Here is a 14,692-nt window from a genome sequence, read left to right as displayed (position 1 = left end):
GCGGCGGTGGGCCGCGCTGGGCAAGTCAAACTTAAAAGAGAACACAACGATGATTTTTTCCCGTAAGGCGGTTTCCAAGCGTCATCTGCTGCTGATTGCCGCAGGCTTCAGCACGGTGCTGACCGGTTGCGCAACGTCGCCGACCAACAAGGTCGCCTCGACCACCAAGGTCGAGTACTACCCGAACTGCTACGAGCCGGTGCAGCACCTGCGTGCTACCGATTCGGACCTGACCAAGTCGGTGGTCACCGGTGCCGCCCTGGGTGCGGCCGGTGGTGCATTGCTGGGCGCCCTGACCGGCGACTCCGACAAGCGCGGCCGCAACGCTGCCATCGGTGCAGCGGGCGGCGCCCTGGCCGGTGGTGCTGCGGGTTACTACACCGAGCGCCAGAAGCAGATCACCGATGACAACCAGCGCATCGCCTCCTACGCCACCGACGTCAACAAGCGCGCTTCGGACATCGACCGCAGCACCGCGTACGCCAAGGCGTCCCAGCAGTGCTACCAGAGCGCGTTCACCAAGCTGGTGGCCGACCGCAAGGCCAAGACCGTCAACGACGTTGAAGGCCGCAAGCGCCTGGCAGAAATCGTCTCGGGCCTGAAAGAGTCCAACGACCTGATCGTCGCGGTGAACGGCAAGGCCAGCGAAGACCTGAACAACTACACCCAGGCGTACGAGCAGGATCTGCAACAAGTGGGCGTACAACGCGCCGACGTGGTCACTGTTGCGACTGCCGATACCACGCCGGTGGTGACGCCAGCCAAAGGCAAGAAGCCGGTAAAAGTCGCGAAAAAGCCGGTACTGCCAACCGTGCCGAAAGAAGCCGTAGCCACCGAGAAAACCATCCAGACCGCCCAGACCAAGCAAGCTGAAAGTAAGCAGGTTGCCAGCGCCGGTAAAGCGCAGATCGAAGGCACTTGCCGTGATCCAAACCTGGCGGACTGGGCACCGGTTCCTTGCCCTAACGTCTGAGGCAAGTTGTTGCTATAAGCGTTAAACGCCAGCCGATCTCCTGCTAAAACGGGAGATCGGTAGCGTTATTTGCACAAATCGTTAAACTGCTGCGGCCACCCAATAATTACACTGAGGCCGTGTGCATGAAATTTCGTTTTCTTCTCTGGATGCTTGGCCTGTTGATGGGCAAAGCCAGCCGCACCAACCCTGCGTTTCAGCAGCAGTTGGGTGACAAGGACCTGGCGTTCCAGTTGCAGACCCTCGACGGCAAGGTTGCCCGTCACTTCATCGTCAAAGACCAGCGCATTACCAGCCGCTCGGGTGTTCATCCCGCGCCTGCGTTTGCCATCGCCTTCAAAGACGCCGCCTACGGCTTCGCCACGATGCAGGCGAAGAACAAGCAACTGGCGTTCATGACGGGGATTCAGGACAAGTCGATCCAGATCAAGGGCAACCCGGCGCTGGTGATCTGGTTCCAGGGGTTGACCAAGTATTTGAAGCCGAAGAAAAAGCCCAAAGGCTAGGGGGTTCTTCAGCAATACTGCGTCGCCTGCATTCGCGAGCAAGCCCGCTCCCACATTCAATCCCATTCCAAAGTTGGAACTCGGTCGAATGTGGGAGCGGGCTTGCTCGCGAATACGGTGTAACAGGCGCCCGATTTATCCCTGGCTGAACTGCGACGCCAACTCGCGCAACAACGTCTCCGCATCCAGCACCTTGCTCACCACGTCCTCTGCCTTGTCCCTGGTCAGCCCCAGGCGCTCAAGCAGTTCGTCCGGGATGGATTCATCCGGCCCCGAGCCGATGCCGCGGCTGCGCAACAAGCGCACGGCCAGGCACACCAGGTTCGGGTATTCCGCATATTGGCCGTCGTAGGTCGGGTCGTGCTGGAAGCGCAGGGCGGTGGACAGTTCGTCCGGCATGTCCCAATAGCGCATCAACCACGCACCAATCTGCTCGCGGCTGATGCCCAGCAGATGCTGCTCGATGTAGCTGTGGCACAGGTGCGGGTTGACCTCCAGGTGCCGGCAGATCAGTGAGAAGTGCGGCGGGAAGACGTGGGCCAGCAACAGGTAGCCGAAATTGTGCAGCAGGCCGGCGAGGTACGTCAGGCCGGCTTCCGGGCGCTGGGCGCGGGGCATGGCGCGGGTCAGGCCTTCGATGACGGCGGCGGTGTAGATCGACTGGTGCCAGTACGGCGTGGCCTGTTGCGGGTGGTCCTTGGGCAGGCTCAAGGTCTTGCCCAGGGCCAGGCCGAGTGCGAGGTTGATCACCAGGTCAAAGCCCAGCACGCGCACGATGGCGTCTTCCACCGAGCGGATCTTGCCCGGCGAGGCGTAGTAGGGCGACGCGGCCCAACTCACCACCTGGGCAGCCAGGGCCGGGTCGGTTTCGACCACGCCGGTGATGTCGTCGATGGTGGCGTTGGGGTCGACCCGCAGCTTGATGATCTTTTGGGCGGTATCGGCCAGCGGTGGAATTTCGATGGTGGCTTCCAGGCGCTGCTGGATACGGCGGGCGGTGAACGCCTGCATCGCCTGGGTGATTTCCTCGCGGTCGTCATTGGGGCGATCCAGGTTTGGCCGGATGTTGCTCAGCGGCTCGCCGAAATGCGCGGCGCTGGCCTTGGTCAGCATGCTCTTGAACGCGTCGCTGGAAATCTCCAGCAGCAGCCCGGCTTCGCCCGAGTGCACCAGCACGGTCGGCTCACGCAACAGGCTTTCTTCGTACAGGCAGGGAGAGCTGGTCAGCGGCGGCAGGCCGGGCAGCAGGCTCAGGCTGTGCTTGCCGAGCATGCGCTCCAGGCGCTCCGGCGACACGGCCGTGAGGCGCCGACCGGTGAGCTCGGCGAGGCGATTAAGGTCCAGCAACTGGTTCTGTGGAAACAGCACCATGAGTGCACCCACGGCATCATCGAGCAGTACGGCTTGAACCTTCTGCGCCGGGTTCAGGCCGGGGCGTTCGGCAACTTCCGTGTAGCTGATGGCGAGCTTTGCAAGCAGCGTCCGAATCACCGAGGGTGCAGTCGGTGGGGCTGTGGCGAGGGCAACTTCTGACATGGCCTGAATCCAATTTCCTACAGTCATTGGAGTATAACCAGCTTGATACAAGTGAGGGTTGTCTAAGTGAGTCAGCCGTCACACTTGGCCGTATTGCTGCCCATGTCTCAGCCAGCGATCCAGCAGCGGGCTGACGTGTTCCGGCCAACGCTCCAGTAACGCCTGGGCCGCGTCGCGCACGGCGGGCAGCAAGTCGGCATCGCGCATCAGGTCGGCGACCTTGAATTGCAGCAGGCCGGTCTGGCGGGTGCCGAGCATCTCGCCGGGGCCGCGCAGTTCGAGGTCTTTTTCGGCGATCACGAAGCCGTCGTTGGTTTCGCGCATGATCCCCAGGCGCTGGCGACCGATCTGCGACAGCGGCGGGTGGTACAGCAGCACACAGTGGCTGGCGGCGCTGCCCCGGCCGACGCGGCCGCGCAATTGGTGCAGTTGCGCCAGGCCCAGGCGCTCGGGGTTCTCGATGATCATCAGGCTGGCGTTGGGGACGTCGACGCCGACTTCGATCACCGTGGTCGCCACCAGCAATTGCAGGTTGCCGGCCTTGAACTCGGCCATTACCGCGGCCTTTTCCACCGGCTTCATGCGACCGTGAATCAGCCCGACCTTGAGTTCACCCAAGGCACTGGTGAGGTCTTCATAGGTGGTTTCGGCGGCCTGGCAGGTCAGCTCTTCGGATTCTTCGATCAGCGTGCACACCCAATACGCCTGACGGCCTTCGGCGCAGGCGCCGCGCACCCGTTCGATGACTTCGACGCGGCGGGTGTCGGTGACCAGCACGGTGTTGACCGGCGTTCGGCCCGGCGGCAGTTCGTCGAGGATCGAAGTGTCGAGGTCGGCGTAGGCGCTCATGGCCAGGGTGCGTGGGATCGGTGTGGCGGTCATGATCAACTGGTGCGGGCTCATGCGGCCGCCCACGCCTTTCTGGCGCAGGGCCAGGCGCTGCTGCACACCGAAGCGGTGCTGTTCGTCGATGATCACCAGCGCCAGATTCTTGAACTTCACTTCGTCCTGGAACAACGCGTGGGTGCCCACCACCATCGGGGCGCCGGCGGCGATCTGCTCCAGGGCGGCTACGCGGTTCTTGCCCTTGAGCTTGCCGGCCAGCCACGCGACTTCCAGGCCCAGCGGTTCGAGCCAGCGCTTGAAGGTGATGAAGTGCTGCTCGGCGAGAATCTCGGTGGGCGCCATCAGCGCCACCTGATAGCCGGCTTCGAGGGCCTGCAACGCGGCGAGGGCGGCGACCACGGTTTTACCCGCGCCCACGTCGCCCTGGATCAGCCGCAGCATCGGTTCTTTCTGGCTCAGGTCGTAGGCGATTTCATTGCCGACCCGTTGCTGGGCGCCCGTCGGTGCAAACCCCAGGTTGGCCAGGTATTGCGCAGGCAGGCGCTTGGCCTTGGGCATGGCCGGCGCGCGCAGCGAACGCATGCTCTCGCGCAGGCGCTGCTGGGACAGTTGATGGGTCAGCAGTTCTTCGAACGCCAGGCGATGCTGGGCCCAGTGATGCCCGAGAGCCAACTCGTCGACGTCGGCATCGGCGGGTGGGTGATGCAGGTAGCGGATCGCATCATCCAGCGGCGCCAGTTGATAGTCGCGCGCCAGTTCCTGGGGCAGCCAGTCGGGCAGGCTTTTTGGCCCGAGCATCGTCAGAGTCTGCATGCACAGTTGGCGCAAGCGCTGCTGGGTCAGGCCTTCGGTGAGCGGGTAAATTGGCGTGAGGGTGGTGTCTACCGGCGGCGGTTCGTCGCCGGTAATCGCGCGGTATTCCGGGTGATAGATTTCCAGCCCCGAAGCACCGGGCCGGGCTTCGCCGTAGCAGCGCACGCGGGTACCACGCTTGAGGCCTTCCTTCTGGGCGTTGCTGAAGTGGTAGAAGCGCAGGCTCAGGCCACCGGTGCCGTCTTGCAGGCGCACCACCAAGCTACGGCGCTTGCCCATCACCACATCGGCGCCGCTGACGGTGCCTTCAACCACGGCGTCCTGCCCAGGGCGCAAGTGGCCGATGGGCACCACGCGGGTGCGGTCCTGGTAACGCAGGGGCAGGTGGAACAGCACGTCCTGGAGATTTTCCAGCCCGACCTTGGCCAACTTCTCGGCCATGGCCTCCCCGACACCCTTGAGTGCCGTCACCGATACCTGCGACAGCTCAGTCATACCGTTACTTAGCTCGCAGCAGGCGGCTTGGCCACCGAACACAGGCGGATCGAGTCGGCGAGGATTTCAATCGCTTTCGGACGCGGGAAGCTCGCACGCCAGGCAATCGCCACGGTGCGGAACGGTACCGGCGGCGTCAGTGGGCGCACGGCGATCACGCCGGGGGCGTAGTGATGGCTGTCGACCGCCGACAGCGGCAGGATCGAGATACCCAGGCCGGAGGCGACCATATGGCGAATGGTTTCCAGGGAGCTGGACTCCACGGTGGTGTGCTTGGCGCCGTCGTTGCCCTTGGTCAGGGTCGGGCAGGCTTCCAGCACCTGGTCGCGGAAGCAATGGCCTTCGCCCAGCAACAGCAGGCTCTTGTCGTTGAGCAGGCCCGCGTCGATGGTGTCTTTCTGCGTCCATGGGTGGGACGCCGGCATCAGCACGTAGAACGGTTCATCGTAGAGCGGCAGGGTCAGCACATCCGCCTCGTTGAACGGCAGGGCGATGATGATCGCGTCCAGCTCGCCGTTGCGCAGTTTGTCGCGCAGCACGTGGGTGAAGTTTTCTTCGATATACAGCGGCATCTGCGGCGCGACGCGGTGCAGTTGCGGAATCAAGTGCGGGAACAGGTACGGGCCGACGGTGTAGATGGCGCCGACTTTCAGCGGGGCGGTCAGCTGGTTCTTGCCGGCCTGGGCCAGCTCGCGAATGCTTTGGGCCTGTTCCAGAACCTTCTGGGCCTGGGCGACGATGCCTTCGCCGACGGGCGTCAGGCGCACGGCGCTTTTGCTGCGCTCGAAAATCAGCACACCGAGTTCGTCTTCAAGCTTCTTCACACCCACCGACAGCGTCGGCTGGCTGACGTGGCAACGCTCGGCCGCGTGGCCGAAGTGCTGCTCTTGGGCGAGGGTAACGATGTAGCGTAATTCTGTAAGAGTCATAGCGGGCGTCCATGAGGTTGCGGGCCAAGCATACCGGCTGCAATCGATAGACGCACGTTATCAGACAGCGTAGGGGCCGCGACACCGGTTAATCGGGTATCGCCGCCCCGTATTTCACTTTTGCGGGTACTTGAAGGTGAAGGTTTCGGTGAAGGGAGCCCACCATTCAGGCACGCCGGTTTCCTTGTCTACATGGTGGAAGAAACCCTTGATCTGTGGGCTTTCATAGCGCAGCACCACGGTGTAGGTGCCGGGGCCGTCCATTTTCACGTTGTTGGCGTAGTGGGCGCCGTCTTTGGCCACCATCGGCAACAGCGTGCCGATTTCCTTGTAGTCGGGCGAGCCCTCCTTGACCAGTGAGTAGCTGATGGTCAGGTAGGGCACCCACTCACCGTTGGACAGGCCGTATTTGTTGTCGGCGGTGGCGTGCACATCGGTCTCAAGGTGTACCGAGTCCTTGCTCATCACCATGCCTGGCGGCATGGGCGCCATTTCGATGCCCACCAGGTACGAGGAGGCGATCTCCATGTCATTGATCTGCACCGGTCCGCCAATCGGGTATTCGCGGGCTTGGGCGAGGGAGGAAGCGGCCACGGCGCTGACGAGCAGCAGTGCGGCGGCGAAGGGGTTGCGCAGGTGTTTCATGGTGGGGCTCCTGGGGCGGTTAATGTGATTGTGTCGGGCGTGAATGCAGTAAACGGTTACCCAGCACCAGGAGCGAGAGGGTGACGAGCCACGCCACCAATTGAACGCCCAGAGGTCGGTCGGTGTAGCCCACCAGCGCGGTCAATGCGCGGCCGGTGAGGCTGCCATCGGAGACCAGCCAGGAGGTGTCCCAGAGCTGGTAGCCCCAGGCGGGAATCAGGTCGATACCGGCGAGGATCGCGGCGGCCCGGCCAGCCATGCCGGCGGCAAGCAAGGCGATCATCCAGCCGGTAATCGAGAACAGGCGCTTGAGGCTGATGGCGACCAGGCCGCGGTACATCAGCCAGGACAGCGCGGCGCCGGCGACGATGCCGAGCACGCCGCCGGCCAACATCGACAGTGGGTCTGTCTGGCTGGAGGCGGCGATGCCATAGAGGAACAGCACGATTTCCGAGCCTTCGCGCAGCACGGCCACGGTGATGACCACGGCCAGGGCCCAGAGTGATTTTTCACCCTTGAGTACTGAATTGCCTGCGCTGCGCAGTTGGGTCGCCAGCTCGCGACCATGACTGGCCATCCACAAGTTGTGCCAGCCCAGCATGACTACGGCGACCACCAGGATGGCTGCGTTGAAAATCTCCTGGCCAAAGCCCTGCAGCGCCTGGGTAATTGCGCCGGTAAATAGTGCGAGGATGCCGGCACCGAGCACGCCGGCTGCGATTCCGCCGCCAATGAACAGCCCACGTCTTGCCAGGCCCTGGGTGGCGGCCATCACGATGCCCACCACAATCCCGGCTTCCAGCACTTCACGAAACACGATCAACAGACAGGCCAGCATGGCTTACTCCTTGGCTGCGACGGCGGTGACCGTGCCTTTGGCCTGGTCGGGGTGGTAGTCATCGAAGAAGGTGTAGGTGCCGGGATGCAGCGGGCCGGCAAACACCGTGATGGTGTTGCCGGGGACGATGATTTTTTCGAATTTCATGTCGTAGCTTTCGAACTCGTCGACGCTTTCATCGTGGCTGGTGAGTTGAATGCGAAAGCGCTCACCGGCCGGCACCTCGAACGTCGAGGGGCTGAAGGTGTGGTTCTGAATGACCAGGGTGACCAGCTGGTCCGCCTGTGCAGCGACGGGTAAAGCCAGTAGGAGGAGAGCCAGCCGGGCAAGGTTGGGCATGCCGAATGTCCGCTAATGAGAACTATTCGCGGATAATTAGCGTTGTCTTTAAGTGTTACAAGTGAAGATCGAGTTAGGTGTTGACTCGTTCAAGCCTGGTTCAGGTTGCGGTGATGCGGGGGGAGGGAGCAACAGCCGTGGGCACCCGAGAGTGCCCACGGTGGGGGTTAGCGGCGACGTTTTTCGATGTTGTAAACGAACGGTGCAACGATCTCGATGCTTCCGCCTTTCAACATGTCGGCCGGCGGCTTGGGCAGCGGCTGGGCACGACGGATCATGTCGAGGGTGGCGCGGTCCAGGTCGGCGTTGCCGGAGCGGCCCACCAGTTCGTAGGACAGCACGTTGCCATCGGCATCAACCACGAAACGCAGGCGGTTCAGGCCTTCCTTGCCACGCGCCTGGGCGCCCGGCGGGTACTTCTTGTACTTCTGCAGGTGGCCCAGCAGGGTACTTTCCCAGGTGGCCTTGGCCGCGATCTGCTGCGGTGAAGGGCCCGGTTGTGGCTGGGCGGATTTTTCCGTAGGCGCGTTGTTCTGCGGAGTTTCGCTCGGCGGCTCTTCGGAAGGTTTTTCCTTGGGCGGATCGGGCTTCTTCTCCACAGGCTTGGGCGGCTGTGGTTTTGGCTTGGGCTTGACCGGCTTTGGCACCTGGATCGTCGGCTTAGGTGCCTCGGCCAGTTTTGGCAATGGCAGCTCTTCGACTGGCGCAGGCGGCTGTGGCGGCGTGATCACCTTCGGCGGGGCCGGAGGTGGTGGCGCCGGCATCGGTGCCAGGTCGATGACCATGGCGGCCGGAGGCAGCTGGACCATATGTGGCGCCGACCACTGGAGCGCGATGATGATCGCGACGGCGTGGACGCCCAGCACGACGGCAAGGCTGGTGCCATAACGCGTCAGTTTGTGGCGCGTCGTGATCATTTCTTGGCTGCCGTCTCAAGTCCGACCAGGCCTACCTTGAGGTAGCCGGCCGCCCGCAGGGCATCCATCACGCTCATCAGGTCGCCGTAGTCCACGCCCTTGTCGGCCTGGAAGAAGATGGTCGTGTCTTTCTTGCCCTGGGTCTTGGCGTCGAGCACCGCGCCCAGGGTGTCGGATTTGACTTCTTCTTCGCCCAGGAACAGACGCTGGTCCGCCTTCACGCTGAGGAATATCGGTTTCTCCGGCCGCGGCGCAGGTTTCGCGCTGGAAGCGGGCAGGTCGACCTTGATATCCACGGTGGCCAACGGTGCTGCCACCATGAAGATGATCAGCAGCACCAGCATCACGTCGATAAACGGCGTGACGTTGATTTCGTGGTTCTCGACGAGCTCGTCGTCGCCTTGATTCAAATGCAGGCCCATGGCCGATTACCCCACTTTCACCATGTGCGGTTGCGAGCTGCGCTCGGAAGGCAGGTGATCGAGGTCACGGCTGACCAGCAACAGGACTTCTGCCGAAGCGTCCGACACCTGCGCCTTGTAGCCGGCGATCGAACGGGCGAAGACGTTGTAGATCACCACCGCAGGAATCGCGGCAACCAGGCCCAGTGCGGTTGCCAGCAGGGCTTCGGCGATGCCGGGAGCCACGACGGCGAGGTTGGTGGTCTGGGTTTTGGCGATGCCGATGAAGCTGTTCATGATGCCCCACACGGTACCGAACAGGCCGACGAAGGGCGCGGTGGAACCGATGGTGGCCAGCACGCCGGTGCCGTTGCTCATGTTGCGACCGCAGGCGGCAACCAGGCGCTCAAGACGGAAACTCACGCGTTCCTTGATGCCTTCCTTTTCACGGGTGTTGGCAGACAGGCGCATCTCTTCGAGTGCGTCGTGAACCAGCAGGTGCGCCAGGGTGCCCTTCTTCGCCGCGCTTTCGCTGGCTTCTTTCAGGGTGGTGGCTTTTTTCAGGTGGACGATTTCAGTGCGCAGGCGACGCTTGGCGCCCAGCAGTTCGAAGCCCTTGGCGATCCAGATGGTCCAGGTGATGATCGAAGCGATGGCCAGGCCGATCATCACGATCTTCACGATGATGTCAGCGTTCTGGTACATGCCCCACGGCGACAGGTCGTGGGCCATGCCCAGGCTGTTGTCTTCTTCCAGCACGACGCCGGATTCGTCAGCCGGTGCGCCTTCGGCGGCCAGGGCCGGGTCGGTCGCGGCCGGTGCGGCGGCTGGCGCAGGAGCGCTTTGCTCTGTAGCTGGCGCGCTCGCTGCAGGCGGGGCGGCCGGCGCGGTGTTGTCGGCGAACGCGGCGGTCGGTGCCAGCAGGACGCTGAACAGCACTGCAGCAATCGCACGCCAGGCGCGGGATGGGCTGTGAGGCTTGGTTGGCGAAGCGGGGGATGTATTGCGTGTCATGCTGGCCGGACCTGAGAGAAAAAAATGAGTGAGCGTCCTTCCAGACCGTAACGGGTCGAGGACAAATGGGCGGTTATTATTGCAAGTAATTCTTGTTAACAGAAGTAATACAGTTACTTTATTTGTCGTTTTGCTGGCCGCTGGTCATCTGCGGGGGCTAACCTTGACCTTTAAGAACGGAGTTTTGTGATGTCTGCGCCTTCTGTGGTGATTGCCGGTTGCGGCGATGTCGGTAGCCGTCTGGCCACCCAATTGCTGGCCCAGGGCTGGGAGGTTCATGGCCTGCGGCGGGATATTTCGCGCCTTCCCAAGGGCGTTATCGGGATTGTCGGCGACCTGTTCAATGAAGACTGCCCCGATACCTGGCCGGTGGGCGGGGTGGATTACCTGGTGTATTGCGCGGCCGCCACCGATCACGACGAGGCGGGTTATCGTGCGGCATACGTGCAAGGGTTGCGGCATGTGCTGGAGTGGCTGAACGACTACGGCCAGGAGCCCAAGCACCTGCTGTTTGTGTCCAGCAGCAGTGTGTATGGGCAGCAGAACGGTGAGTGGGTCGACGAAAGCTCCGAGACCAAGGCAGGCGGTTATTCCGGCCAAGTCATGCTGGAAGCCGAGCAAGTGGCGTTGGATAGCGGCATTCCCGCCAGTGTCGTGCGCCTTACCGGGATTTATGGTCCAGGTCGGGAGTGGTTGTTGAGCCAAGTGCGCCAAGGCTATCGCGTGGCGATTGATCCGCCTTTATATGGCAACCGGATTCACGCGGATGACGCGGCGGGTTTGCTGGCGTTTTTGCTGCAGCACGTGGAGCAGGGGGGTGTGCTAGATAAGTGCTACATCGGCGTTGACGATGCTCCGGCCCCGCTGGCCGAGGTGGTTGCCTGGTTGCGCGAGTACCTTGGCGTGACCGAATGGGCCGAGAACGCCAGCGTGCGACGCGCCGGTAGCAAGCAGTGCAGCAACGCCCGGGCCAAGGCGTTGGGCTGGGTGCCGCGTTATCCGAGTTATCGCGAAGGGTATGCGGCGATCCTGGAGGGTTGATCGCGGCGTGAAGAAAAAGGAGCCTGAGGGCTCCTTTTTTGCGTCACTGTTTTTCCAGCAACCACTGTCGTGGCCCGGGGGTAAACGAGGGTACCTCGTCGGCCTGGGCGGTGTTGATCGCCTGGAAGATCTCCAGTTGCTTGCCCTTGCGCGCAAAGATCCACGGGTTGCCCTGGCCGTTCAACTGCAGCCAGATACTGTCGTAGCCGCCGCTCATGGAGGCGCAATCGCCCGCCAGGCACAGCGAGTACTGATCGGCGCCGGGCAAGCCGGTCACCTGGCCATTGGCCTGGAACTGTACGGTGGCGCCTTCGCCAGTGCCGCTGCTGATTTTCCAGGTGCCGCCCATGTAGGCGGCGTACAGGGTGCGTTCGAAGTTGGCACCCAGTGGCGCGCCTTCGGGGGCTGGATCCTTGGCACGGGCGAACAGTTGCTCGGGCTCGTTATCATTGGCCCCTTGCAGCAGCAGCTTGCCTTTACGCTTGAGTTCAGTGGCGGAGCTGCCGTAGAAATCGACACTCCAGGCGCCGGATTTTTCACCCAGCAATTTGCCTTCAGCTACTTCAAAACCGTTGTAGTAGCGGGCCTGGGACGCTTTGGTGTTCACCTCCCATTCGAGGTTCGGACCATAGCTCTGCAGGGCTTCACGCAAAGGGCCGCCCTTGGCTGCCGCGTCGATGGCGGCCTGGTTGATCCAGGTGCCGCTCACATCCAGGTCGGCGGGATTGCTGGCGCAGCCGCCGAGCAACAGGGCGAGCAACGAAGAGGCAACGAGCGCTTTGCGCATTACGAAATCCTTCCAAGAACCAATTCGGCGCAGCCTTCCCGTGGAGGCGCTGCGCCGGATGTTTTACTCGATGACCAGAATGGCGTCCATCTCAACCTGCGCGCCCTTTGGCAGGGCGGCAACGCCGATGGCGGCGCGGGCTGGGTACGGCTGTTCGAAGTACTTGCCCATGATCTCGTTGACCTTGGCGAAGTGGCTCAGGTCGGTGAGGAAGATGTTCAGTTTGACGATGTCCTTGAACGAACCGCCCGCAGCTTCGGCAACCGACTTCAGGTTTTCGAAGACCTGGATGGTCTGGGCTTCAAAGCCTTCAACCAGCTCCATGGTTTTTGGGTCCAGTGGAATCTGGCCGGACATGTAGACGGTATTGCCCGCCTTGATCGCCTGGGAATAAGTACCGATTGCTGCTGGTGCCTTGTCGCTGGTGATAACAGTCTTGGTCATGAATGACTCCTTGTAATGGATGGGCTAGGCGCGCATGCGGGTGATGCGGATGACCCCGGTCAGGGCGCGCAGTTTCTTGATCACGCGGGCCAGGTGCACGCGGTCGTGCACGCTGACCACCAGTTGGACCACGCTGATGCGGCCATCGCGTTCGTCCATGCTGATTTTCTCGATATTGCCGTCGGCCGCGTTCACGCTGCTGGCCAGCAGGGCGATCAGGCCGCGTTGGTGTTCCAGCTCGACCCGCAGCTCGACGTTGAATTCGCCAGTGACATCCTTTGCCCACGAAAGCTGGATGCATTTCTCGGGGTTGTGGCGGATTTCACTGATATTGCGGCAGTTGTCCAGGTGCACCACCATGCCTTTGCCGGCGGACAGGTGGCCGACAATCGGGTCGCCAGGGATCGGCGTGCAGCACTTGGCGTAGCTGAGCACCAGGCCTTCGGTGCCGCGAATCGCCAGCGGGCCTTCGGGGCTTGGCAACTGTTCGCCTTCGCCCAGCAGGCGGCGCGCGACCACATAGGCCATGCGGTTGCCCAGGCCGATGTCTTCCAGCAAGTCTTCGATCAGTTCCTGGCGGTACTCATGCAACATCGCCTGCACGCGTTCGGCCGGGATCTTGTCCAGGGAACTGTCGAAGCCGTTGAGCACCTTGTTCAGCAGGCGTTCGCCCAGGCTGATGGACTCGGAACGGCGTTGCAGTTTCAGGGCATGACGGATGTGGGTGCGAGCCTTGCCGGTGACCACAAAGTTGAGCCAGGCCGGGTTCGGGCGCGCGCCCGGTGCGCTGACGATCTCCACCGTGGAGCCGCTTTGCAGCGGTTCCGACAGCGGGGCCAGTCGACGATTGATCCGACAGGCTATGCAGCTGTTACCCACGTCGGTGTGCACCGCGTAGGCAAAGTCGACCGCCGTGGAGCCTTTTGGCAGCTCCATGATCCGGCCTTTGGGCGTGAACACGTAGACCTCGTCCGGGAACAGGTCGATCTTCACGCTTTCGATAAATTCCAGGGAGTTGCCGGCACGTTGCTGCATTTCCAGCACGCCCTTGACCCACTGGCGGGCGCGGGCATGGGTGCCTTTTGGCTGCTCGTCGCCGGTGGATTTGTACAGCCAATGGGCGGCGATGCCGTTGTTGGCCATCTCTTCCATTTCGCGGGTGCGGATCTGGATCTCGATCGGCACCCCGTGCATACCGAACAGCGTGGTATGCAGCGACTGATAGCCGTTGGCCTTGGGAATCGCGATGTAATCCTTGAAGCGTCCCGGCAGGGGCTTGTACAAATTATGTACAGCACCCAGCACGCGGTAGCAGGTATCGACCTTGTCGACGATGATCCGGAACGCGTACACGTCCATGATCTCGTTGAAGGCCCGGCGCTTGCCGCGCATCTTCTTGTAGATGCCGTAGATGTGTTTCTGCCGGCCGCTGACCTCGCCCTCGATCTCATCGATCGCCAGGCAATGGCTCAGGGATTCTTCGATCTTGTTGACGATTTCCTTGCGATTGCCCCGGGCGCGTTTCACTGCCTGGTAGATGCGCGCGGAACGCATCGGGTGCATGGCCTTGAAGCCGAGGTCTTCGAACTCGATACGAATGGCGTGCATGCCCAGCCGGTTGGCGATGGGCGCGTAGATTTCCAGGGTTTCCTTGGCGATGCGCCGGCGTTTTTCACCGGACAGCACTTCCAGCGTGCGCATGTTGTGCAGCCGGTCGGCCAGCTTGACCAGGATCACCCGGATGTCCCGGGCCATGGCCATGGCCATCTTCTGGAAGTTTTCCGCCTGGGCTTCGGCCTTGGTCTCGAAGTTCATCTGGGTCAGTTTGCTGACCCCGTCGACCAGTTCGGCCACGGTTTCGCCAAATTGCGCACTGAGCGCTTCCTTGGCAATGCCGGTGTCTTCGATCACGTCATGCAGCATCGCGGCCATCAGGCTCTGATGGTCCATGTGCATGTCGGCAAGAATATTGGCCACGGCAAGAGGATGCGTGACATACGCCTCGCCACTGCGGCGGCGTTGGCCGTCGTGGGCTTGTTCGGCGTAGAAATACGCTCGGCGGACCAGGTTGACCTGGTCTGGGCCGAGGTAGGTCGATAAGCGATCGGCGAGGGCGTCTATGCTCGGCAAAGTATTAACTCCTGCCGTTGGCTGTGACCCCGTGCCGT

15 protein-coding genes are annotated in these 14,692 nt (G+C 62.4%); 3 read left to right on the top strand and 12 right to left on the bottom strand.

The window, feature by feature from the left end:
* Positions 1-49: 49 nt before the first annotated feature.
* Positions 50-973 carry a type VI secretion system-associated lipoprotein TagQ gene (gene tagQ, locus V6607_RS32145; protein WP_003213311.1) on the top strand — a complete coding sequence of 308 codons (924 nt, stop codon included), beginning with the start codon at positions 50-52 and terminating at the stop codon, positions 971-973.
* A 125-nt stretch (positions 974-1,098) separates the two neighbouring features.
* Positions 1,099-1,479, top strand: a complete 381-nt coding sequence (locus V6607_RS32140) for a hypothetical protein (protein ID WP_008439448.1) — start codon at positions 1,099-1,101, stop codon at positions 1,477-1,479.
* Positions 1,480-1,614: 135 nt separating this feature from the next.
* On the opposite strand, the gene V6607_RS32135 is transcribed toward V6607_RS32140, so the two are convergent.
* The 9 genes from V6607_RS32135 to exbB form a co-directional block, all read right to left on the bottom strand.
* The gene (locus V6607_RS32135; RefSeq protein WP_087693715.1) at positions 1,615-3,015 is read right to left on the bottom strand and encodes an aminoacyl-tRNA deacylase and HDOD domain-containing protein; all 1,401 of its coding nucleotides are present in this window, start codon (positions 3,013-3,015) and stop codon (positions 1,615-1,617) included.
* Between the two features lie 78 nt (positions 3,016-3,093).
* Positions 3,094-5,169 (bottom strand): ATP-dependent DNA helicase RecG, encoded by a 2,076-nt coding sequence (gene recG / locus V6607_RS32130; RefSeq protein WP_003213306.1) that lies wholly within the window; start codon positions 5,167-5,169, stop codon positions 3,094-3,096.
* 8 nt (positions 5,170-5,177) lie between these two features.
* On the bottom strand, positions 5,178-6,098 hold the full coding sequence (locus V6607_RS32125; RefSeq protein ID WP_003213305.1) for a hydrogen peroxide-inducible genes activator: 921 nt from the start codon (positions 6,096-6,098) through the stop codon (positions 5,178-5,180).
* A gap of 114 nt (positions 6,099-6,212) precedes the next feature.
* Positions 6,213-6,743 (bottom strand): iron transporter, encoded by a 531-nt coding sequence (locus V6607_RS32120; protein ID WP_087693714.1) that lies wholly within the window; start codon positions 6,741-6,743, stop codon positions 6,213-6,215.
* Between the two features lie 19 nt (positions 6,744-6,762).
* Complete coding sequence (locus V6607_RS32115; protein WP_008439439.1) at positions 6,763-7,581, bottom strand: FTR1 family protein; 819 nt, start codon at positions 7,579-7,581, stop codon at positions 6,763-6,765.
* 3 nt (positions 7,582-7,584) lie between these two features.
* Positions 7,585-7,920: a cupredoxin domain-containing protein gene (locus V6607_RS32110; RefSeq protein ID WP_003213299.1), complete on the bottom strand. Its 336-nt coding sequence runs from the start codon at positions 7,918-7,920 to the stop codon at positions 7,585-7,587.
* A gap of 167 nt (positions 7,921-8,087) precedes the next feature.
* Complete coding sequence (locus tag V6607_RS32105) at positions 8,088-8,837, bottom strand: energy transducer TonB (RefSeq protein WP_003213297.1); 750 nt, start codon at positions 8,835-8,837, stop codon at positions 8,088-8,090.
* The gene (gene exbD / locus V6607_RS32100; protein WP_003213296.1) at positions 8,834-9,259 is read right to left on the bottom strand and encodes a TonB system transport protein ExbD; all 426 of its coding nucleotides are present in this window, start codon (positions 9,257-9,259) and stop codon (positions 8,834-8,836) included. The genes V6607_RS32105 and exbD overlap by 4 nt, the downstream gene beginning before the upstream one ends.
* A 6-nt stretch (positions 9,260-9,265) precedes the next feature.
* On the bottom strand, positions 9,266-10,252 hold the full coding sequence (gene exbB / locus V6607_RS32095) for a tonB-system energizer ExbB (protein ID WP_134327529.1): 987 nt from the start codon (positions 10,250-10,252) through the stop codon (positions 9,266-9,268).
* A 189-nt stretch (positions 10,253-10,441) separates the two neighbouring features.
* On the opposite strand from exbB, the gene V6607_RS32090 reads away from it, so the two are divergent.
* Positions 10,442-11,293, top strand: a complete 852-nt coding sequence (locus V6607_RS32090) for an SDR family oxidoreductase (RefSeq protein ID WP_134327528.1) — start codon at positions 10,442-10,444, stop codon at positions 11,291-11,293.
* A 43-nt stretch (positions 11,294-11,336) separates the two neighbouring features.
* On the opposite strand, the gene V6607_RS32085 is transcribed toward V6607_RS32090, so the two are convergent.
* From V6607_RS32085 to spoT, 3 genes are all read right to left on the bottom strand, one after another.
* The gene (locus V6607_RS32085) at positions 11,337-12,080 is read right to left on the bottom strand and encodes a hypothetical protein (RefSeq protein WP_003213290.1); all 744 of its coding nucleotides are present in this window, start codon (positions 12,078-12,080) and stop codon (positions 11,337-11,339) included.
* 63 nt (positions 12,081-12,143) lie between these two features.
* A complete protein-coding gene (locus V6607_RS32080; protein ID WP_003213288.1) occupies positions 12,144-12,524 on the bottom strand; it encodes a RidA family protein in 381 nt (126 codons plus the stop codon).
* Between the two features lie 24 nt (positions 12,525-12,548).
* On the bottom strand, positions 12,549-14,654 hold the full coding sequence (gene spoT, locus V6607_RS32075) for a bifunctional GTP diphosphokinase/guanosine-3',5'-bis pyrophosphate 3'-pyrophosphohydrolase (RefSeq protein ID WP_008439435.1): 2,106 nt from the start codon (positions 14,652-14,654) through the stop codon (positions 12,549-12,551).
* Between the last annotated feature and the right edge of the window lie 38 nt (positions 14,655-14,692).

This window comes from Pseudomonas sp. KK18 (assembly GCF_037094675.1).
In the GTDB taxonomy this organism is placed as follows: domain Bacteria; phylum Pseudomonadota; class Gammaproteobacteria; order Pseudomonadales; family Pseudomonadaceae; genus Aquipseudomonas.
This window is presented reverse-complemented; position numbering and strand designations above follow the sequence as displayed.